The sequence below is a fragment of the Bacteroides congonensis genome (assembly GCF_900130125.1).
Lineage (GTDB): Bacteria > Bacteroidota > Bacteroidia > Bacteroidales > Bacteroidaceae > Bacteroides > Bacteroides congonensis.
In genome coordinates this window covers 84560-105025 of sequence record NZ_FQXY01000009.1, presented here as the reverse complement: position 1 = coordinate 105025, position 20466 = coordinate 84560, and the positions used below count along the sequence as shown (strand labels likewise).

Annotated in this window: 18 protein-coding genes; 13 read left to right on the top strand and 5 right to left on the bottom strand. The window is 50.1% G+C overall.

The features are described 5' to 3' along the window. Positions 1-10: 10 nt before the first annotated feature. Genes BQ7997_RS07110 through BQ7997_RS07090 form a run of 5 tightly spaced genes read left to right on the top strand, consistent with a single transcriptional unit; the run spans position 11 to position 6789 of the window. A complete protein-coding gene (locus tag BQ7997_RS07110) occupies positions 11-2230 on the top strand; it encodes a GumC family protein (RefSeq protein ID WP_073344992.1) in 2220 nt (739 codons plus the stop codon). Continuing rightward, entirely contained in the window at positions 2217-3527 is a 1311-nt protein-coding gene (locus BQ7997_RS07105) for an O-antigen ligase family protein (RefSeq protein WP_022140243.1), read from the top strand. The genes BQ7997_RS07110 and BQ7997_RS07105 overlap by 14 nt, the downstream gene beginning before the upstream one ends. Further along, a complete protein-coding gene (locus BQ7997_RS07100) occupies positions 3524-4447 on the top strand; it encodes a glycosyltransferase family 2 protein (RefSeq protein WP_073344989.1) in 924 nt (307 codons plus the stop codon). The genes BQ7997_RS07105 and BQ7997_RS07100 overlap by 4 nt, the downstream gene beginning before the upstream one ends. Positions 4448-4452: 5 nt before the next feature. Beyond that, entirely contained in the window at positions 4453-5649 is a 1197-nt protein-coding gene (locus BQ7997_RS07095) for a glycosyltransferase family 2 protein (protein WP_073344987.1), read from the top strand. Between the two features lie 21 nt (positions 5650-5670). Further along, a complete protein-coding gene (locus tag BQ7997_RS07090) occupies positions 5671-6789 on the top strand; it encodes a glycosyltransferase family 4 protein (protein ID WP_073344984.1) in 1119 nt (372 codons plus the stop codon). 108 nt (positions 6790-6897) lie between these two features. Here the strand turns inward: BQ7997_RS07090 and BQ7997_RS07085 are convergent, their stop codons facing one another. The 3 genes from BQ7997_RS07085 to BQ7997_RS07075 form a co-directional block, all read right to left on the bottom strand. Further along, on the bottom strand, positions 6898-7347 hold the full coding sequence (locus BQ7997_RS07085; protein ID WP_044655078.1) for an N-acetylmuramoyl-L-alanine amidase: 450 nt from the start codon (positions 7345-7347) through the stop codon (positions 6898-6900). A gap of 241 nt (positions 7348-7588) precedes the next feature. Then, entirely contained in the window at positions 7589-8116 is a 528-nt protein-coding gene (locus BQ7997_RS07080) for an HU family DNA-binding protein (protein ID WP_044655077.1), read from the bottom strand. A gap of 224 nt (positions 8117-8340) precedes the next feature. After that, positions 8341-9225: an Rpn family recombination-promoting nuclease/putative transposase gene (locus BQ7997_RS07075; RefSeq protein ID WP_073346418.1), complete on the bottom strand. Its 885-nt coding sequence runs from the start codon at positions 9223-9225 to the stop codon at positions 8341-8343. A 227-nt stretch (positions 9226-9452) separates the two neighbouring features. Between BQ7997_RS07075 and BQ7997_RS07070 the strand changes: the two genes are divergently transcribed. After that, on the top strand, positions 9453-9710 hold the full coding sequence (locus BQ7997_RS07070; protein WP_022140237.1) for a DUF4248 domain-containing protein: 258 nt from the start codon (positions 9453-9455) through the stop codon (positions 9708-9710). Positions 9711-9831: 121 nt separating this feature from the next. Here BQ7997_RS07070 and BQ7997_RS07065 read toward each other — a convergent pair whose 3' ends face one another. Both BQ7997_RS07065 and BQ7997_RS07060 read right to left on the bottom strand, forming a co-directional pair. Beyond that, complete coding sequence (locus BQ7997_RS07065) at positions 9832-11628, bottom strand: toprim domain-containing protein (RefSeq protein ID WP_073344982.1); 1797 nt, start codon at positions 11626-11628, stop codon at positions 9832-9834. Between the two features lie 339 nt (positions 11629-11967). Next, positions 11968-12945: a DUF7833 domain-containing protein gene (locus BQ7997_RS07060; RefSeq protein ID WP_073346415.1), complete on the bottom strand. Its 978-nt coding sequence runs from the start codon at positions 12943-12945 to the stop codon at positions 11968-11970. A 151-nt stretch (positions 12946-13096) separates the two neighbouring features. Between BQ7997_RS07060 and BQ7997_RS07055 the strand changes: the two genes are divergently transcribed. From BQ7997_RS07055 to BQ7997_RS07025, 7 genes are all read left to right on the top strand, one after another. Next, on the top strand, positions 13097-13429 hold the full coding sequence (locus BQ7997_RS07055) for a helix-turn-helix domain-containing protein (RefSeq protein WP_073344979.1): 333 nt from the start codon (positions 13097-13099) through the stop codon (positions 13427-13429). A 90-nt stretch (positions 13430-13519) separates the two neighbouring features. Then, positions 13520-14638, top strand: coding sequence for a glycosyltransferase family protein (locus BQ7997_RS07050; RefSeq protein WP_073344977.1), 1119 nt, complete (start codon positions 13520-13522; stop codon positions 14636-14638). Positions 14639-14680: 42 nt separating this feature from the next. Then, a complete protein-coding gene (locus BQ7997_RS07045) occupies positions 14681-15628 on the top strand; it encodes a glycosyltransferase family 2 protein (RefSeq protein WP_073344974.1) in 948 nt (315 codons plus the stop codon). Between the two features lie 71 nt (positions 15629-15699). Beyond that, on the top strand, positions 15700-17154 hold the full coding sequence (locus BQ7997_RS07040) for a lipopolysaccharide biosynthesis protein (RefSeq protein ID WP_073344971.1): 1455 nt from the start codon (positions 15700-15702) through the stop codon (positions 17152-17154). A 2-nt stretch (positions 17155-17156) separates the two neighbouring features. Next, entirely contained in the window at positions 17157-18068 is a 912-nt protein-coding gene (locus BQ7997_RS07035; protein ID WP_073344969.1) for an SP_1767 family glycosyltransferase, read from the top strand. A 55-nt stretch (positions 18069-18123) separates the two neighbouring features. After that, the gene (locus BQ7997_RS07030) at positions 18124-19248 is read left to right on the top strand and encodes a glycosyltransferase family protein (RefSeq protein WP_073344966.1); all 1125 of its coding nucleotides are present in this window, start codon (positions 18124-18126) and stop codon (positions 19246-19248) included. Positions 19249-19297: 49 nt separating this feature from the next. Next, a complete protein-coding gene (locus BQ7997_RS07025; RefSeq protein ID WP_073344964.1) occupies positions 19298-20452 on the top strand; it encodes a glycosyltransferase family 4 protein in 1155 nt (384 codons plus the stop codon). The last annotated feature ends 14 nt before the right edge of the window (positions 20453-20466 follow it).

Genomic DNA, 20466 nt, shown 5'->3' with positions numbered 1-20466 from the left:
AGACCAAGATATGAATTTCATCATCTCTATCATACAGACCCTGTTCCGCCATCGCTGGTTGATACTATTAGGGACTTCTATCTTCACTTTACTGGTCATCTTCTACACACGGCATATGCGTGGGGGATATGACGTAAAAGCCACCTTATACACAGGCGTAGCATCGGGCTACAATCTCGAAAGCGACAAACGCACCGACTGGGCTACGGTGCAGAACTCAATGGACAACCTGATAAGTATCATGCAAGCCGAGAGTACACTAAAGAAAGTGTTCCTGCGGTTATTCGCACGAGTTCTTATTCAGGGAAACGCAGAGAAAGAGAATGACGGAATCACGCCTTCCAGCTACAGTTACACCTATAACCATCTGAAAAACAGCCCTCACGGGCCGGAGATACTGAAACTAATCGACAAATCGAGCGAAGACAAGACCGTAGCAAACCTCGAAGCGTACATGCGTCCACACAAGGGCAACTATATCTACGAGATGTTCTACTACAACCACCCATATTACAGCTATAACGCATTGAAGAACATCAAGGTACAGCGCCGGCTGACAAGTGACCTGCTCGACATCAGCTACACTTCCGGCGACCCCGGCATCGCTTACAATACCGTCAGTATCCTCATGGATGAATTCGTCAACGAATACCGCCGCATCCGATATGGAGAAACGGACAAAGTGATTGCCTATTTCAAGTCGGAGCTAGACCGTATCGGCAAACAGCTCCGTACAGAAGAAGAAGACCTGACCAAATATAATGTAGAAAAACGCATTATCAACTATGTGGACGAAACCAAAGAAATAGCCGCCATCAATAAAGAATACGAGCTGAGAGAGCAAGACGCGCTCTTTGCATTCAACAGCACCCGCTCCATGCTCGAAGAGTTGGAAAAGCACATGGACAGCAACGCCAAGCAAGTGCTCAAGAACCTCGAATTCGTTGACAAGCTGAGAGAAGCGTCCACCCTTACCGGAAAGATTTCGGAAGCCGAAGCCATGTCCAGTTCCCAGACAGACAACAATGCCAGGATAGGAAACGACAAAAAGAAACTGGGTGAACTCAGACAAGAACTAAGAGAACTGACAGACTCCTATGTGGGACACAAATATACCAAAGAAGGAGCTTCACGAACCGACATCATCAACCAATGGCTCGAACAGACCTTGTTGTACGAGAAAGCAAAGGCTGAATTACAAGTCGTACAAGCAGCCCGGCAGGAACTCAACGGGCGGTATGTATTCTTTGCCCCCGTAGGCACCACCATCAAGCAGAAAGAGCGTTCCATCAACTTTACCGAACGCAATTATCTGTCCATTCTGCAAAGCTACAACGAAGCCTTGCTGAGAAAGAAGAACCTGGAAATGACTTCCGCCACACTGAAAGTGCTGAACGAACCTACCTACCCGATTGCGTCCAATTCGACCAACCGGAAGCAAATTGTCATTGCCGCCTGTGTAGGCAGTTTCCTCTTTATCATCGCCATCTTATTACTTATAGAGATGCTGGACAGGACACTGCGCGATGCCAGCCGCACCAAACGAGTGACAGGCTTTAAGGCAATAGGCGCCATCCCCAGCCTTTCATCTCCCCGTTATGGCGGGCTGACGAAGACTTATATACATTACTCCGTCCGGGAGCTTACCAACTCCCTGCTCCGTTTCCTTACGAAGCGGAAATCTCCCGGTGTGTTCATCATCAACTTGTTCAGTACCTGTGAAAACTCCGGTGAGGAAACAGTAGGCAACCTGATTTGCGGATATATGCAAAGCCGCATGCTGAATACAAGGTTCATCACCTACGGGACAGACTTCAACAGCAATTCCACCCAATACCTGCTAGCCAAAAGCGTCACCGACTTTTACACCTTGCAAGGAGAAGACATATTGATAGTCGCTTATCCGCCACTACGTGAGAGCAATATTCCAAGCGCACTGCTGCACGATGCCAATGCCAATATCCTCGTGGCTCCGGCAGACCGGGGATGGAAGACTATCGACAAACAGCTATGCGAACAACTCATGGCACAACTGGGCAAGACAGATGTCCCGTTCCGTATCTGCCTGACCAATGCCAACCGTGCAGCAACGGAAGAGTTTACCGGCCAACTTCCGCCATATACCCTGCTTCGCAGGCTCAGCTACCGGTTCAGCCAATTATCACTAACAGAAAAAATCATATTCAGCTTCAAGAAAAAAGAAAAGGAAGAAGAAGATGATGACGAATAGGATAATAACGTTCCATATTCTGCTCGCCATCCAGTTTCTGCTGGTTGCGGCAGGCATATTCCTGAACATCAAGGTAGGACTGTTCTCAATGGTGTTTACCGTCTTGTGCACCGCTACCTGCATCGTACAGCTCAGCAACGACAACCGTACAGACTGGAAAATCGGGCAGAACACAATGACCTATATGTTTGTCGCCTGGTTCGCCTACTACATTCTTGAAATCCTGAACCCCAACAATGTGATGGAAGCATGGAATATCAACATCATGCCCTATGCCTTCATACCCCTGATATGCGCATTTGTCATTCCGCTTGTCATCCGCACCAAGAAAGACATTGAATTATTGCTGTTCATCTGGTCTGTCTTTGTCCTGATATTCACCCTCAAAGGCTACTGGCAGAAAAGCCACGGCTTCAGTTCGAAAGACCTCTATTTTCTATACACCCTGGGCGGATGGCGTACCCACATCATCTGGTCGGGGATACGTTATTTCTCCTGCTTCTCCGATGCGGCAAACTTCGGGGTGCATGCGGCGATGTCGTCAGTAGTTTTCGCCATTTCCGCCTTCTTTGTAGAAGCAAAATGGAAACGGCTTTATTTCCTTTTCATAGCATTCTGCGGGCTCTACTGCATGGGAATTTCCGGCACACGCGCCGCTATGGGCGTTATCATGGGCGGCATGTTCATGATAACCATTATCGCCAAAAACTGGAAAGCAATCATAGGGGGCGTCTTTATATCTATCTCCGTCTTTTGCTTTTTTTACTTTACCAGTATCGGGAGCGGCAACCAATACATCCACAAGATGCGTTCCTCTTTCCACCCGTCCAAAGACGCATCGTACCAGTTGCGTGTCGAGAACCGGATGCGGATGAAAGAACTGATGGTAAGAAAACCTTTCGGATACGGAATCGGGCTGTCCAAAGCAGGCAACTTCCAGTCGAAAGAGCAGATGCCCTACCCGCCCGACTCGTGGTTAATCAGCGTATGGGTGGAAACCGGCATTGTGGGGCTGATAATCTATCTTTCGATACACGGCATCCTCTTTGCCTGGTGCTCATGGATACTCATGTTCAAGGTGCGCGACAAGAGTCTCCGCGGACTGATAGCGGCGTGGCTTTGCATGGACGCCGGATTCTTTATAGCCACCTATGTCAACGATATCATGCAATATCCTAACCAACTGCCTGTCTATATAGGGTTCGCGCTCTGTTTTGCCGCCCCGCATATCGACAAGCGAATCAGAGAAGAAAAAGAACTATCCATACCCAACAAAGAAACTGACAAACAAGAATGACAAACAATATTCCCGACATATCATTCATCACCATCTGTTACAACGGGTTCAAAGACACCTGCGAACTGATAGAGTCACTGCACAAAAACCTGCAGTCCGTGAGTTATGAAATCATAGTGATAGACAACGCTTCGCGTGAAGACGAAGCGGCAAAGATACAAAAGCTGTATCCCACGGTCGTTGCCATCCGCAGCGATATAAACGGGGGATTCTCCGGCGGCAACAATATCGGAATCCGTGCGGCAAAAGGCAAATACCTTTTCCTGATAAACAACGATACGTACATCGAATCGGACGACGTCAGTTACCTGATAGAACGCCTGGAAAGCCGCCCGGAAATTGGCGGTGTATCGCCGAAGATACGTTTCGCCTTCCCGCCGCAACACATCCAGTTTGCGGGGTTCACCCCCCTGTCACAGGTTACGTTGCGCAACACCATGCTAGGGTTCGGCTGTCCGGACGACGGAAGTTACGACACTCCCCACTCCACCCCTTATCTTCATGGAGCTGCCATGATGATAAAACACGAAGTCATCGAAAAGGCAGGCATGATGCCTGAAATCTTTTTCCTCTATTACGAAGAACTGGACTGGAGCACAAGCATGACGCGTGCCGGTTACGAGCTGTGGTACGAACCGCGCTGCACCGTTTTCCATAAAGAAAGCCAGAGCACCGGGCAACTAAGCAAACTGCGCACCTATTACCTGACGCGCAACCGCCTGCTCTATGCCCGCCGCAACCTGAAAGGAACCGCCCGTTTTCTCTCCGTACTCTACCAGAGCACGGTCGCTGCCGGGAAAAACAGTCTGGCATACGCATTGAAAGGTCGTTTCGACCTCTTCTTTGCCGTCTATTGCGGAGTAAACAGAGGGCTGTCCATGCCTGCCGCCGCCCCAAATTGTAAAACGCATAAATTCTAAATACTATGAACATCATTGACTGGATTCTCTACATCCCTCTTGTGTTTTGCGTATGCTATCTATTGCTATACGCCATCGCATCCAAGTTTTACCGGGCTCCCCATTATCCTGAAGCCCGTACACTCCGTCGTTTCGTCGTACTCTTTCCCGCTTACAAGGAAGACCGCGTGATTCTCTCTTCCGTACGCAGCTTCCTCGAACAGGACTACCCGAAAGAGCTTTTTGAAATCATAGTCATCTCCGACCAAATGCAACCGGAGACAAACGAAGCACTGCGTGCCCTGCCCATCCGCCTGCTGATAGCAGATTATACGGAGAGTTCCAAAGCCAAGGCACTGGCCATGGCAATGGACAGTATAGACACGCGCGACTATGACATAGTAGTCATCATGGATGCCGACAACCTGACCACTGCCGACTTTCTATCCACCGTCAACCGTGCCTTCGACAGTGGCGTGAGATCCATACAGGCGCACCGTACCGGAAAGAACCTGAATACAGACATCTCCATCCTCGATGGCGCCAGTGAAGAAATAAATAACGGCTTCTTCCGTAGCGGGCACAATGCAGTAGGGCTTTCTGCCGGATTATCGGGCTCGGGAATGGCTTTCGAAGCCGAATGGTTTCACCAAAACGTGAAATATCTCCAGACAGCAGGTGAAGACAAAGAACTGGAAGCCATGCTTTTACAGCAACGCATCTATACGGCATACCTGGCAGACTTGCCCGTTTTTGATGAAAAGACACAGAAAAAAGAAGCCATCAGCAATCAGCGTAAGCGTTGGATAGCCGCACAATTCGGTGCACTCCGGGCTTCACTGCCACACCTGCCGAAAGCATTGCTCGAAGGAAATTTCGACTATTGCGACAAGATACTTCAATGGATGCTCCCGCCACGTTTAATCCAGCTAGCGGGAGTCTTCGGTCTGACATTCGTGTTCACCATTATCGGCATCGTACTAAGCGTGCACAGTGGCGGCGGATATGAGTGGACAATGGCAGTCAAATGGTGGATATTGTCGGCAGCCCAAGTAGCCGCCATGACACTCCCCGTACCGGGCGGGCAGCTCTTCACCAAGCAAGTGGGGAAAGCAATCATGAAAATGCCTATGCTTGCCGTCACCATGATAGGCAACTTGTTCAAGCTAAAGGGAGCAAACAAAAAATTCATCCATACAGAACATGGCGAACACCATCAATAAGGACTTAATAAACAAACATTTATGAAAATCGCTATTGAAGCCCAACGCATCTTCCGCACGAATAAACACGGAATGGATTTCGTAGCTCTCGAGAGTATCCGTGAATTGCAAAAGATAGACCACGAAAACGAATATTTCATATTCGTCAGTCCCGGCGAGGACAAATGTCTCAAAGAGTCAGCCAATATGCATATCATCGAGTTGAAGAGCACCATTTACCCGCTATGGGAACAAGTACTGCTTCCCCGCGCGGTAAAGCGTGTCAAGCCCGACTTGCTGCATTGCACCAGCAATACAGCTCCCATGCACTGTTCCGTACCTCTGATACTGACATTGCATGACATCATCTATCTGGAGAAACGACAATCATCCAGTGCATCATGGTATCAGGAAATGGGATGGTATTACCGCCGGTTTGTCGTTCCGCGCATAATTCCCGAATGCGAAAAGATTATCACCGTCTCGCAGTTTGAGCGGAAGCGCATTCTTGATGCCCTGCACCTGCCCGACGAACAACTGGTAGCCGTGTATAATGGTTTCAGCAATCATTTCCACCTGCAACCCAAAGCTCCGGAGATTACGCGGAAGTATATCGACACAGACGATTACCTGTTCTTCCTGGGAAACACAGACTCCAAAAAGAACACTCCGAGAGTGCTGAAAGCATACAGTGATTATCTGAAAAAATCAACTAAGAAACTACCGTTACTCATCGCCGACCTCAAGGAAGACGCTATCGACCGGATACTGGAAGAAGAGAAAATCACGGAAATAAAAGGCTCACTCCGTTTCCCCGGATACATTGCGAATACAGACCTTGCAGCACTTTATGGTGGGGCATTCGCATTCCTGTATCCTTCGCTTCGCGAAAGTTTCGGCATTCCGATGCTTGAAGCAATGGCTTGCGGAACGCCCGTCATTGCGGGAAATACTTCCGCCATGCCCGAAATAGCAGGTGAAGGGGCTTTGCTGGCAGACCCGTTCAATGCGGAAGATATTACAGACAAGATACTGCAATTAGAGAGTGACGACGCCTTCTATCGGCAACAAGTGGAATATGGACTCAACCGCAGCCGGATGTTCTCTTGGCGGAACACAGCCGAATCGCTGCTAAAAATATACAAAGAATTTGCCAAATAGAAATAACTTTATATTATTCAGGCACGTATTATACAGATTACACGGTTTAAGATGATTGATAAGCCACATAGCTCACATAATCCGTGCCTGAATATAAATGGAATGACATTACCTTTCCGAATACTCGTCCTTCACCTCAAAGCAAGGACAAGCCTTCACCCACTCTTCCGGCTCAATCTCCCCGTTCCCGTTCAGGTCGGGACTCAGGTCGCGATGTCCGCAAATGCGGCAGCCGGGATAATCACGCAGCAGCGTGAGGATAAGCACATGCATCGAATGAACCTGCCATTCGGTACGGGTATCGGCAGGGCGACCGTGGCAGTCGAGTCCGCCCTCATAGCAGATGCCTATCGAGTGAGCGTTGTGTCCTTTCGCATGCGCACCGACCTTTTCGATGGCACGGGTAGTCTTTATGTCCCCATTCTTGCGGATATAGAAATGATACCCCACACCGTTGAAACCACGTCGCCGGTGGCACACATCCAAATCATCTTCGGTGAAATCCCTGTCCGCCCTGGTGGCGGAACAGTGGATTACAATCAGGTCAATCTTCCTCATCGACCTGTCCTTTCACTCTTTTTACCCTTTCTCTTTCTGCGAAAGAAGAACAGGACTTCCAATACAATGTCTAAGATTCTGTCAATCATTTTTTCTGCATTTTATAGTTTAACTTTGTTGATATGAAGGCGGAAGAGCCGTGCACAAGCCTTCCGCTGGAAAATGCCTTTCAATCAGGGATACGGCCGGGCTGTCCGCTAATCAGGAATACGGCCGGACTACCCGCAAACCGGAGAGACGGCTAGGCTGCCGGATCGGGAGTTTCCCCGTTGTCACCGCCATCCCCTTTGCCGGAATCACCGGAATCATCGGAGCCACCGTTTCCGCCGGCAGCGGACTTCTTGTCCGTGTACAGCTCGAAGACCATATTATTATCACCGCCACGAGTGGTTGCCGTACTGTCATTGGCAAGGCGCAGGGAATTATCGACCTTGAAACGGAGATTGATACGCGAGATACTCTTCACGGTGCAGTCCTTTTCCACTTCCACGCCGGGACAAGTCAGCGTAGTGTAAAAGATGCCCAACCCCTCTACTTTCACCTTATCACCCGACACAAGGACTTTCTTCATCGCACGGACAAAGGACTTCATGACGTGCGACACATCTTCCACCGAAAGAGACCCGATAGACTCGATTTCGCGTGCCAGCGTCTCAATTGAATAGATTTTCGCCTCTCCTGACTTGGGTTTGAGGGCGTACACCATCGGAGATTCTTCATCAGCGATTCGTTTTCTGCGCTTGTAGCGCACTACTGTAACTGTTGCCATACTTACATAAATTTGTTTCTACGAAAGGAAGGACATTCTCCCTTTCTGATGGTGAAACAAAGATACGGCAACGCACCGGCAGCCCGGCGGGTTACATCGGACTACGTAGGATTAAGAGGGAATAAAGGGGAATAAAAACGGGCATTACTGTTTTAAAGGCTCAAGATACAAAAATGGCAGCATGAACTTCGGATTCATGCTGCCATTCCTGTAAGTGCTTATCATCAGATATTTTCAATTTCTTCTACGGAAAGTCCGGAAGCCTGAGAGATAGTGTCGGCAGGAACCCCTAATTTCTTAAGGTTACGGGCAATTTCCCGGCTCTTTTTCTCCATGCCTTTTTCCATACCTTTCTCCATACCTTCCTCTATCCCTCTCTCCAGTCCTTTTCGCCAGCCTTTTTCTTCCGCGAACGAGATGGTAGCCAGTTGGTCACGAAACACTTTGATACTCTCATCGTATTTCATGCGTTCTTCTTTAGTCAGGGAAGCAATGTCCACAATCTTCTCCAACTTTTCGAAGACCGATTTTCGTGCCTTGAAAGGCATTCTTTTCAATGTGTCCATATTCTTCAATACATAAATCCAACGTTCAAAATCAGTTTCACATTCCGATTCCTCTTTGTGAAAAGAAGGAAGCTCGATAAAGATAAAACGTAACTTATCCGAAAATGTTTCATGCGTATCACGGTCAGCCAATACCACGTCCGTCCGGAGTTTGTGCGGAGCGTCCGCCAGACAGAAGTTCAGGAAAAACACGCCATATACCGCTTTCAAGTCAAACTGCCAATGAGCGCCCCGTTCTCCTTGTCGGGCAATAGTATGAGACAAGTAAAAAAGAGCCCGCTCCTTGAAATTCGTCTGCTGTTTGTTCTGCATCTCCACAATGAACTGTTCACCGCTCTCTGTCGTGCAATAAATGTCGTAAATAACTCCGCGGTCACCCATGTATTCAGGAAGCAGTTCCTTATCCAAAAAGGTTATATCTGTGATACTCTTCTCGTTTACAAGCAGACCGTTCAAGAAATCAATCAGCAAGTCTTTCGTTATTTCCTGCCCGAATATTTTCTTAAAGCCTACATCCGTGAACGGATTGATAAATTTTCCCATTTTCTTTGTTTTACGTTTGTATAGACCGGAATGCATCCAGTCTATACAAAGATACTATATTTTTCAAAGTGAGCGGTTTCTTTTCCTTTTTTTAACGCCTATCCATTCCTTTTCAACCTTCCCTAATGTTTTCAACTTCCCTCAAATGAAATGACCCGAAACTTGCACAACTCAGTAAAAATGCGTAACTTTATAGCTGGTAAATACAAACTCAATCCTCATTATCAATGAAAGCAAAACCCGAAAACCTTTCCGAACAGGAAGAAGAAAAAACATTCCAATACCGCAGCTACGGAAAAGGCGAACTTGCCGCATTATATCTCCCCTACATCAAGCAGCAGAGCGCGGTAGCCCGCTTCAACGAATGGATAGACGCTGCTCCGGGACTGAAAGAGCGCCTGCTCGCCACCGGCATGAATCCACAGAGCAGACGCTACACTCCCGCACAGGTACGGCTCATCGTGGAAGTGCTCGAAGAGCCGTAATTTAGTGGTTAACGGAGTAGTGACTAGTGATTAACGGACTGCGCAATTGGTGCGCAAACTCATGCCACTGGGGGTATAATCATTAATTCCGTTAATCACTAGTCACTACCCCCGTTAACCACTATTCAAACAGCTCCTTTTCCGGCAACCAGCAGGAATTGTCGAAGACAGTATTCCGTGCACGCTGGTCGACAGGCACGGCGGGGTCATGAGATTCTTCGCAAGGGAGATACCGCCCGCTGACGGGGTCGTAGACGAAAGCAGCCACGCCGCCCGTTCCGAGATGCTTGAATTTCACCTTCTCCACATATACGCGGGTGATGCCGATTTCCTTGTCGCGCTCGACGACGATTCCGTAATCAGCCTTGTTGTAAAAATCCGCGGAACCGTTGATGTCATACATTTCCACACGCGGAGTGACGCCCGTTGCAGGGTTGCGGTTCATCTTGCGCGGATGGGCGACGACTATCAGCAGACAATTGTTCTGAGTAGCAAATTCGGTGAACTTATTCAACAAGTTGGAGAGATATTGCGTCTCCGACTGCCCCGGCTTGGGGTCGTGGTCGAAGCGGTTGAACGGGTCGAAGACGAAGATGCGGCAGCCACGGCGCACGACGAGCTCACGGGCTTTGGCTATCACACGCTCGGGAGTGGCATCGCCTTTGAGGGAAATATGCGAAACGTTCTCCGTCAGAAACTCTTCGGAACGTGCCAGAAGGCTTTCCGTCATGCCGCAGCCGTTCTGGAAGCGGTGGGCGGTGAGCTTCTCGATCAGTTTGCGGAGATGGTAGGCGATAGGGACATTCTCCGGACTGAAAAAGCCAATCTTCCATTGATGCCGCAGGCAGAGACGCAGCACCAGTTCGTCCACCCATTCGGACTTTCCCGCGCCGGGGATGCCGGTGACAATGACGACGCGGCGGCGCTCGTAGGTACAGATTTTATCCATCTCTTCCCAACCGGTTTCCGCGCCGGGGCCGAAGCCGTTGTCGAACAGGGCACGCAAGTCGCCGTGCAAGTCGGCGGCGGTGAAGATGCCTTCCAGCGGCACTTCCGCCGCTTGTTCGATGGCGATGCGGAGACTTTCGATTCCATATTTGACGAGATGTTCGTTGGCGTCCTTGCAGCCGGGGCCGTACGTGACGATACGGCAGCGTTCGGCGCCCATGCGGTTGACAAGCTCGTCACGCAGGCGGATTCCGGCCGAATCGGTGTCTACGGCGATGATGATTTCTTTCAAGTCTTCGAAATGGGTTTCCATGAAACGGTCGAGCCACGAGAGATTGGAGTTGGCACCCGCAGGAACGGAAATGACGCTTTCAAATCCGGCAGCGATGGAAGAGGCGGCATCCAGTTCGCCTTCGTGGATGATGCAGGACGTCTGCCCTACGACGGAGTCGATGTTGTAGGGAATCAGTTCGGCTCCCTGCACCATTTTGAAATGCTTCTTGCCACTGCGGAATTTCGTGTTCACGAGTTGCCCGCCCTCGAAGTAGTTGAAGCAGACGCAACGCTCCTTCGCGGCGGACTCCGGCATAAATTCTTCCTGCTCCGTGATGCGCAGCGCGGCTATGACGGGCTGCGGGATGCAGCGCGTTTCGACCAGCCAACGCTCTGTAGCTTCGGACAGCGTGGTCTTCGAAGCGTCAAACACCGGACGACGGAAATGCTGCGGAACGGCTGCCGCACGGCGCTGGCGGGCTGCACGGCGTTCTGCCTTCTCTCGTTCTTCATTGTCGTCGGGGACGTAGAAGTCGGCCCCGCAATGGTAGCAGTGGCAATGTCCGGTGTCGATATTGACACGCAGCGAACGGTCGCGCTTGTTATGTCGCGTCGGGAGACATTGATTACAGATTGTCTTGATTACTCCACTCGTGCGATGACGTACATCGACTTGGTGACTGGCAAAATTTCTCATAATTTTTGTTTTACTTTTTTAGATTGAATACTTCATCACAGTTTTAATGATAATTTATTTGCAGACAGAATAATAATTTTCTTTTTAGACAGAAGAACATAAGAACAAAAGATGAAACAACAGTAGTAGTTTAATGACCGGCAGAAATAATTTTCCAAGCGCAGCCTTTATGTTCTTTTGTTCTTATGTCTAAATTAAATTCCCAATTCCGTGTCATCCGGACGTGGGGTGAGTACCTGCCGGACGTGGGGCGAGCAACCTTTGTGTGTGGGGCGGACAAGCCCCGGACGCAGGCTGAAGGACATCCATCCCCCGTCCGGCGAAGGATGAAAGCCGGACTCAGTGCACCCACCTCTTGCGCACGTCGTCCCACACTGCCGAGCTGTCCGGCCGCGGTGGCGCGTCGTCCGGAATGACATGTCCCAGATATGTCCGCTGCCCGCCGGCTATGCTCTCAAACCGGTTCATATTCCCGCTATCCCTCTCCTTGAGCTCCTGTAGCAATACATCGCGCAACCTGCCGCAAGTGGGAGAACCTGCCGCGACATAGTTGGAGAAATAACGCCGCACATCCTCAAGAAACAGCAGTTCGCCCCCCTTGCCGTAGAGCCGGATATGGTTCTTGAACAGCATGATGACCTGTTGCTGATGCTCAAGAAAAAGCAGCCCCAAGCCCGAATGCTGTCCCGCCAGCTCCATGTACGTCCGTGAAGCGGCAAGCTCGTCCACCAGTTTCTCCCATGGAAGCACCTGTTGCAACGGACGTCCGCCGGCCTTTTCCGCCGGAACAATCCTCATACCAGCGGCAGCAACAGCAGCAGTTTCCCGTTTTCCGCCGGTATTGCTACTGTTGTTCACAACAGGAGTAATACTCTTGTTCTCTTCTCCTCTCTTCTCTTGGGTTTCATTCGGTTTTTGCCCCTTGCTGGCGGGCGTTTCAGCGCTTTTCACAGCCTTCTTCGGGCGACCGCCTTTTTTGCCGTTTTCGGCATTCAGCCGCCACTTCGCTTCCAGGTTTTTCATCACCTTGTCCAGGTAAGGAGCACGAAACGTCTGCCGCTCCTCATCCACCTCGAAAAGGTTGAATTCGCGGAGCACGCGTCCTATCAAATCCAAGTCCATATCATAGCGCCTGGCAAGCGCCTGCAACGGAAGCAGCTTGCACGAGGCTTCGTAATTGTCCTTCGTGCGCAGATGCAACAGCAGCATCACGTAAATTCCGAGGGCTTCCGCAGCCCCCAACTCCAACATCATGCCGGCAATATTGTCGTCACTCAATAAATTTACCTCCAAATTGAAATACTGGTCTTTTTTCATCGCGACAGCTAAGTGTTTAAAATTCAACATGTAAATCTTTCGGCCGCAAAGGTGTGGAATATTTTATATACCATCGGTCGCATATCTGCGACATGCCGAATCTTATTTTATCGGAACTTTGCATCATTATTTACAAATAACCATTCCTATAATGAAACAAAAATGCAATCATACACTCGCTGAAATAGAAGAAAACAATATCGTAGACCGGATATACAACAACCAGATCCTATTGATAAAAGAATTGCTTCATGCATCCGGATTGACAACCGAAGACCTGTGCGTACATCTCGACATAGACAAATCCACCTTCTACAGATGGTATCAGAACAATCATCCTGTCAGAATAGACTCCCACACATACATACACGCCTGCATCTTCCTCCAACAGCATATGGCAGAACACAAAATCCCTTTTACGGAAGAAATAATCAAGCTGATAGAAGATACAGAACTATTCTGCCCTCATCCAATAATGTCCTGACATGAATTTAGACAGGAAAAAAAGATAGAATTATCATATCTTTTCATACCTTTGTGGCAAAGCTCAGTTTATTAAGGCTCAGAAAAAAACATGAATGACAGTGAAGAAACAAGCAGTCCGGCGATAAAAGCACTTATTGTATTCAGAGAAGATGGGGACACAGACAATCTGTTCGTCCCCATCTTGTGCGATGCCATCCGTGCGGGCGGCATCGACGTGCGATGTTCAACAAAGGAATTCTGGGAATCGGACAAGACTTATGACATCATCCACTTCCAATGGCCGGAAGAAGTGGCGGGCTGGACGTGCGACGACTCCGGCATCATCCGCCGGCTCGAAGAACGGATCCGCTTCTTCCGCTCGCGGGGGGCACATTTCGTCTATACACGCCACAATGTACGGCCGCATGATGCCAATGAGGTTATCAGCCGGGCGTATGACATCATCGAATCGCAAAGCGATGTCGTGGTGCATATGGGGCGGTTCAGCCGCGACGAATTTGCCGCCAGGTATCCCGGCAGCCGGAATGTCGTGATTCCCCACCATATTTACCAATATACCTATCAGGAGAATATCAGCGTAGAGCGTGCACGCCAATACCTGCGGCTTCCACAGGAAGCGTTCGTTGTCACTTGTATCGGGAAATTCCGCAACCGCGAAGAAAGACGCATGACACTGGATGCATTCCGCGCCTGGGACGAGCCGCGCAAATTACTGTCAGCCCCACGTTTCCACCCTTTTTCCCGACACGACAGCTACGAGCGGAACTTTCTGAAACGATGGGCGTCAAGAGCCGGATATTATCTGCTGATGCCGCTACTCAACCGTGCGCTGAAGCTGAAAGCCGGTGCCGGTGACGAACGGATAGACGACTGTGACCTGCCTTATTACATTGCCGCCTCGGACGTGCTGCTGATTCAGCAAAAGGACATATTGAATTCGGCCGACGTGCCTCTCGCGTTCCTCTTCCGTAAAGTCATTATCGGGCCCGATTGCGGAAATATCGGCGGGTTGTTGAAAAGTACAGGGAATCCTACTTTCCACCCCGGCAGGAAAGAAGACATCATATGGGCACTGGAAGAAGGCAGGCGCCTGTCCGTCCGGGGAAAAGGAGAAATGAACTATGCGTATGCCATGGAAAACATGTGTGTAAGCAAAGTGGGTAAACAATATGCCGCACTCTACAAAGAGCTGGCAAACAGGGCATGATACGGGAAAGTATCCGTCAGCGCCATAAAAATTACAGAAAGCATGGAAAACAAGAATATAAAAGTCAGCGTTGTCATCCCTGTTTACAATACTGAAAAATATGTCCGGGAAGCGGTGGAAAGCATTATGCGCCAAAGCCTGAAAGAGTTGGAAATCATCATTATCAACGACGGGTCTACCGACGGAAGTCTCCATATAGCAGAAGAACTGAAAAGCGCGGACAACCGTATCAAAATATACTCGCAGGCAAACCAGGGACTATCAATGGCACGCAATGCCGGTATCTTACATGCTCACGGTACATATATTTATTTCATGGACAGTGACGACCTGTTGGAAAAAGACGCCATGCAACTGTGCTACCGCAAATGTGAGGAAGAAAAGCTTGATTTCGTTTTCTTCGACGCGCAAAGTTTTTTTGACGGCAACCTGAAGAATGCTCCTTCACTAAGTTACAATCGCACGGACAAACTGGAAGATAGAACCTACACCGGGAATGAAGCGCTCAAGACACAGTTGGAAAACCGGGAATATACCCCTTCGGCATGCCTGAACTTTATCCGCCGGAGTTTTCTAGAGAAAAACGGGTTGCGGTTTTATCCCGGCATCGTGCACGAAGACCAGCTGTTCACCACCCTGCTTTACCTGCAAGCCGGAAAAACCGCCTGCATCAAGCGGACATTTTTCCAACGGCGCATGAGAGAAAACTCTATCATGACAGGCAAGTTCACCAACCGGAACATCGAGGGATATCTTACCGTCACGCGGGAGATACTCGATTTCAAAAAGCGGACAGTGGAACGCAAAAACGGAGCAATCATCGACCTGTATCTCTCGCAGATGCTCGATGCCGCCATGTGGCAGGCACATACGCTCAGATTGCCGGAACGGCTCAGACTGGCATGGCTATGCCTGCACAAGTACCGGAAATATGTGTCGGCAAGGACAATAGGGACGCTATTATTCAAGTCACTGCTTACTAACCGTTAATAACAACAATCTTAAATAATGAGTTAAAACAATAACCATTAACAATGAGTTAAGAATAACAACTATCAACAATGACAAACAATATCAAAGGACAACTCTTCTCCGGAGTATTTTACACCGCACTCGCCAAGTACAGCGGCGTCATCATCTCGCTTGTGGTGGCAGGCGTACTGGCACGCCTGCTCTCGCCGGACGACTTCGGAGTGGTGGCCATCGCTTCCGTGATTATCGCGTTTTTCAACCTTTTCACCGACATGGGGGTGTCCCCTGCCATCGTGCAGCATAAGTCGCTGACCAAAGAGGAACTGTCGGACATCTTCTCGTTCACGGTGTGGACGGGCATCGGTATCAGTGTGCTGTTCTTTGCCGCGTCATGGCTCATCGCCGACTATTACGGGAGCGAAATCCTGCGCACGCTGTGCCAACTGCTCTCCGTCAACCTGCTTTTCGCTTCCGCCACCATCGTGCCCGGAGCGCTGTTCTACCGCAACAAGGAGTTCAAGTTTATCGCCATCCGCAGCTTCGTCATACAACTGTCCGGCGGTGCAGCAGCCGTGACCGCAGCCCTCTGCGGGGCGGGACTGTATGCACTGATTATCAACCCGATACTTTCCAGCGTCCTGATATTCGCCATCTCCTACCAGCGTTATCCGCAGCGGTTGCGCTTCACGTTGGGACTGACGCCGCTACGGAAGATTTTCTCCTACTCCGCCTACCAGTTCCTGTTCAACGTCATCAATTATTTCAGCCGCAATCTGGACAAACTGCTGATTGGCAAATACATGGGTATGTCCCCCCTCGGATATTACGAAAAATCCTACCGCCTGATGATGCTTCCCCTGCAAAACATCACGCAAGTCATCACGCCCGTGATGCACCCCATTTTCAGCGATTTCCAGAACGACAAAGGAAAACTGGCCGGCTCTTACGAACGCATTGTCCGCTTCCTTGCGTTCATCGGCCTGCCGCTCAGCGTGTTGCTTTTCTTTACGGCGGAAGAAGTGACGCTGATTATCTTCGGCGACCAATGGCTGCCGTCCGTACCCGTATTCCGGATACTGGCGCTTTCGGTCGGGATACAGATTATCCTTTCCTCGTCCGGCTCCATCTTTCAGGCGGCAGGCGACACACGCAGCCTGTTCGTCTGCGGCGTGTTCTCGTCCACACTCAACGTAGCGGGGATACTGCTCGGAATCTTCCATTTCGGCACACTGACAGCGGTAGCCGCCTGCATCGTGGTGACGTTCACCATCAATTTCGCGCAGTGCTACTGGCAGATGTACCGGGTGACTTTCCGGCAGAGCGCGTGGCCGTTCATACGTCAGCTTATTTCGCCGCTCGCGGTCAGCCTGCTGATGGCGGCGGCACTCGTCCCCATGCAATGGGCGATGGAAGGTATGAACATATTTTTTACAATTATAGCCAAAAGTATCGTTAGTTTTATTATCTTTGGCATTTATATACAGATGACACGCGAGTACGATATTATCGGAAAGGTGCGGTCGCTGACAAAAAAGTCTATATAACTATGAATATACGGAACATTTTTATAACCATACGCTATAAGATAAGATATGGCAGCACGGTAGAGTGGTACAATTTCTGGTATCTGGCGTTAAGGAAAAAACATGGAATTGTACCGCAAGTGGCATCTATCGGCGATACAATCCGTAAAATCATAGACGACCGCTGCTCTGTCAGCCGCCTGGGCGATGGAGAAATCCTGCTGACCAGACCGGACAAGAAACTCAAGTTCCAGACGGGGAACCCGCTACTGGCACAGAGATTGGTGGAGATACTGGCAAGCAATGAGGAAGGGCATATCGTCTGTATTCCAGATACATTCAGCAATCTTTACCGCTATATAAGGAAGAGCCGGCGGTTTTGGCGGACACATTTCTTTATTTACGGTTCGTGGTGGGACAGGTTGCTCGTGCCCGGACGGAAGTATTATAACGCATTCGTCACGCGTCCCTACATGGATTTCGCCGACAAGGAGAATGCCGGCCGGTGGTTTCACGACATGAAGCAAATCTGGGACGACCGGAATGTCGTTTTTATCGAAGGGGAGAAAAGCCGTCTCGGTGTAGGCAACGACCTCTTTGACAATGCCCGGAGTATCCGGCGTATCCTCTGCCCGTCCCGGAACGCGTTCGACCGCATAGACGACATAAGGCAGGAAGCCTGCAAGCAGGATAAGGACGTGCTGTTCCTGATTGCCCTCGGCCCCACTGCCACGGTGCTTGCCTACGACTTGCACAAAGCCGGATACCAGGCGATAGACGCAGGACACATGGACGTGGAATATGAATGGTGGCGGATGGGGACACGGAAGAAAGTGAAACTGGCACGAAAATATGTAAACGAGACTGCCATCGGCAGCGAAGTGTCCGACGCCGGCGACGAATACCGGGAACAAATCATTGCCCGAATCGTTTGAATCAGAGAGTAAAAAAGCAAAATAAACAATCTATTGAATACAGAGAAAAGAACGAATGAAAGCCTTATTCATCATATTTCACGGCTTTAACGAAGCCAACGGAATCAGCAAAAAGATTCATTATCAGGTGAAAGCCCTCAAAGAATGCGGAGTGGACGTACACTTGTGCCACTACAACGTCACCCCCTACGGCGAACGCCGCTGGATGGTGGACGATGAAGTGATTGCTGATTTCGGCAAGGGATTCACCGCTAAATTATGGAAACGGGTTTACTACTCCCCCATCATCGAATATGCACGCCGCGAGGGAATCGGACTGGTGTATATCCGCTCTTATCATAATGCCAACCCTTTCACGCTGCGGCTGGCGAAACGATTGAAGCGTACCGGCGCAAAGGTAGTCATGGAAATTCCGACTTACCCTTACGACCAGGAATACGTCACCCGGTCGATGAAACTGGGACTGGCCGTCGACCGCTTTTTCCGTCGGAGCCTGGCGAAGAGACTGGACGGCATCGTCACTTTTTCCAATGCGGAGACTATCTTCGGCGGGCGCACGATACGTATATCCAACGGGATAGATTTTGATGACATCCCGATGAAGCGGCACTGCAACGACACTTCACACGAGCTGCACCTTATCGGCGTGGCCGAAGTGCATTACTGGCACGGATTCGACCGCCTCGTGCGCGGACTGGCGGAGTATTACCGGACGAATCCCGAATATAAGGTTTATTTCCATATCGTAGGGCCGCTGACCGGTGAACGGGAACGTGCGGAAATCCTGCCGGTCATTCAGGAGAACCATCTGGAAGAGTATGTCCGCATACACGGGCCTTTGCACGGCGAAGAGCTGGACACACTGTTCGAACAGACGGATTTCGCCATCGGCAGCCTGGGACGCCACCGAAGCGGAATCACCTACATCAAGACGCTGAAAAACCGTGAATACGCTGCGCGCGGATTTGCCTTCACTTACTCGGAGACGGACGAGGACTTCGAACGGATGCCGTATGTGTGGAAAACGCCACCGGACGAATCGCCCGTGGATATCGGGAAACTGATTGATTTCCAACGGAATCAATCTATGACTCCCGCGGAAATCCGTGAATCCGTCCGCCCGCTCTCATGGAAAGCGCAAATGCAAAAGGTCATCGACAAAGTGGGTGTCTCCATATAGGGCAGGTATTTTTTAGTAGTTATAGAACAAACAATATATTGATAAAACAATGAAAATAGCTTATTGTATCCCTGCACTCTACTATCCCAGCGGCATGGAACGGGTGCTGACACTGAAAGCGAATTATTTTGCCGAAGTGTTCGGTTACGAAATACATATCATCATGACGGAAGGCAAAGACCGGAAGCCATATTATGACCTGCACCCGTCCATCATCCTTCACCAGCTTGACATCGACTACGACCAACTGAACGGAATGCCGCTTTACAAAAGGCTTCCGAAATATATCGTCAAGCAAGGGCTTTTCAAGAGGAAACTGAACGAATGCCTGCATCAGATCAAGCCGGACATCACCATCTCCCTGCTCCGCCGCGACATCAACTTTATCAACAGCATGACGGACGGCAGCGTGAAACTGGGCGAGATACATTTCAACAAGTCCAATTACAGGGATTTCAGCAACAGCCGCCTGCCCGCCTTCATACGGGCTATCGCAAGGCGGTACTGGAGAGCGCAATTGTACCGTCAGCTCCGCCAACTGGAACGTTTCATCGTGCTGAGCCACGAGGACGCGCGCGAATGGACGGAACTGTCGAACGTGGAAGTGATTCACAACCCGCTTCCTTTCTTTCCGGACAAGGTTTCCGACGGGAACAGCAAACAGGTGATTGCCGTCGGGCGTTACGTCCCGCAGAAAGGGTTCGACCGGCTGATTCCCGCCTGGCAAATCGTAGCCCGGAAGCACCCGGACTGGGTGTTGCGCATCTACGGGGACGGGATGCGCGAACAACTTCAGCAGCAGATTGACTCGCTGGGAATCACGGATAGCTGTATCCTCGAACCTACCGTGCCGGACATTGTCAACAAATATTGCGAGAGTTCCATATTCGCCCTGTCGTCCCGCTTCGAAGGGTTCGGAATGGTCATCATCGAAGCGATGGCATGCGGCGTGCCGCCCGTCTCGTTCACGTGTCCTTGCGGGCCGAGGGATATTATCGACGACGGAAAGGACGGCTTGCTGGTGGAAGACGGAAATATAGAAGAACTGGCCGGGAAGATTTCGTATCTGATCGAGCATGAGGATATACGCAAAGAGATGGGACGGCAAGGACGAATCGACGTCCGGCGGTTCCGGATAGAAAATATAGCCGGGCAATGGAAACGACTGTTCGAGAGTCTTGTTCCGGCATCCGATAACAAATAAAGCATCCAATGTCT

Excerpts from the sequence above, each read along its gene's own strand:
- BQ7997_RS07070 (WP_022140237.1), top strand. The coding sequence starts at position 9,453 with ATGAAAGCAAAACCCGAAAACCTTTCCGAACAGGAAGAAGAAAAAACA.
- BQ7997_RS07100 (WP_073344989.1), top strand. The coding sequence starts at position 3,524 with ATGACAAACAATATTCCCGACATATCATTCATCACCATCTGTTACAAC.
- BQ7997_RS07055 (WP_073344979.1), top strand. The coding sequence starts at position 13,097 with ATGAAACAAAAATGCAATCATACACTCGCTGAAATAGAAGAAAACAAT.
- BQ7997_RS07080 (WP_044655077.1), bottom strand. The coding sequence starts at position 8,116 with ATGGCAACAGTTACAGTAGTGCGCTACAAGCGCAGAAAACGAATCGCT.
- BQ7997_RS07050 (WP_073344977.1), top strand. The coding sequence starts at position 13,520 with ATGAATGACAGTGAAGAAACAAGCAGTCCGGCGATAAAAGCACTTATT.
- BQ7997_RS07060 (WP_073346415.1), bottom strand. The coding sequence starts at position 12,945 with ATGAAAAAAGACCAGTATTTCAATTTGGAGGTAAATTTATTGAGTGAC.
- BQ7997_RS07065 (WP_073344982.1), bottom strand. The coding sequence starts at position 11,628 with ATGAGAAATTTTGCCAGTCACCAAGTCGATGTACGTCATCGCACGAGT.
- BQ7997_RS07105 (WP_022140243.1), top strand. The coding sequence starts at position 2,217 with ATGATGACGAATAGGATAATAACGTTCCATATTCTGCTCGCCATCCAG.
- BQ7997_RS07030 (WP_073344966.1), top strand. The coding sequence starts at position 18,124 with ATGAAAGCCTTATTCATCATATTTCACGGCTTTAACGAAGCCAACGGA.
- BQ7997_RS07085 (WP_044655078.1), bottom strand. The coding sequence starts at position 7,347 with ATGAGGAAGATTGACCTGATTGTAATCCACTGTTCCGCCACCAGGGCG.
- BQ7997_RS07045 (WP_073344974.1), top strand. The coding sequence starts at position 14,681 with ATGGAAAACAAGAATATAAAAGTCAGCGTTGTCATCCCTGTTTACAAT.
- BQ7997_RS07090 (WP_073344984.1), top strand. The coding sequence starts at position 5,671 with ATGAAAATCGCTATTGAAGCCCAACGCATCTTCCGCACGAATAAACAC.
- BQ7997_RS07040 (WP_073344971.1), top strand. The coding sequence starts at position 15,700 with ATGACAAACAATATCAAAGGACAACTCTTCTCCGGAGTATTTTACACC.
- BQ7997_RS07025 (WP_073344964.1), top strand. The coding sequence starts at position 19,298 with ATGAAAATAGCTTATTGTATCCCTGCACTCTACTATCCCAGCGGCATG.
- BQ7997_RS07110 (WP_073344992.1), top strand. The coding sequence starts at position 11 with ATGAATTTCATCATCTCTATCATACAGACCCTGTTCCGCCATCGCTGG.
- BQ7997_RS07075 (WP_073346418.1), bottom strand. The coding sequence starts at position 9,225 with ATGGGAAAATTTATCAATCCGTTCACGGATGTAGGCTTTAAGAAAATA.
- BQ7997_RS07095 (WP_073344987.1), top strand. The coding sequence starts at position 4,453 with ATGAACATCATTGACTGGATTCTCTACATCCCTCTTGTGTTTTGCGTA.
- BQ7997_RS07035 (WP_073344969.1), top strand. The coding sequence starts at position 17,157 with ATGAATATACGGAACATTTTTATAACCATACGCTATAAGATAAGATAT.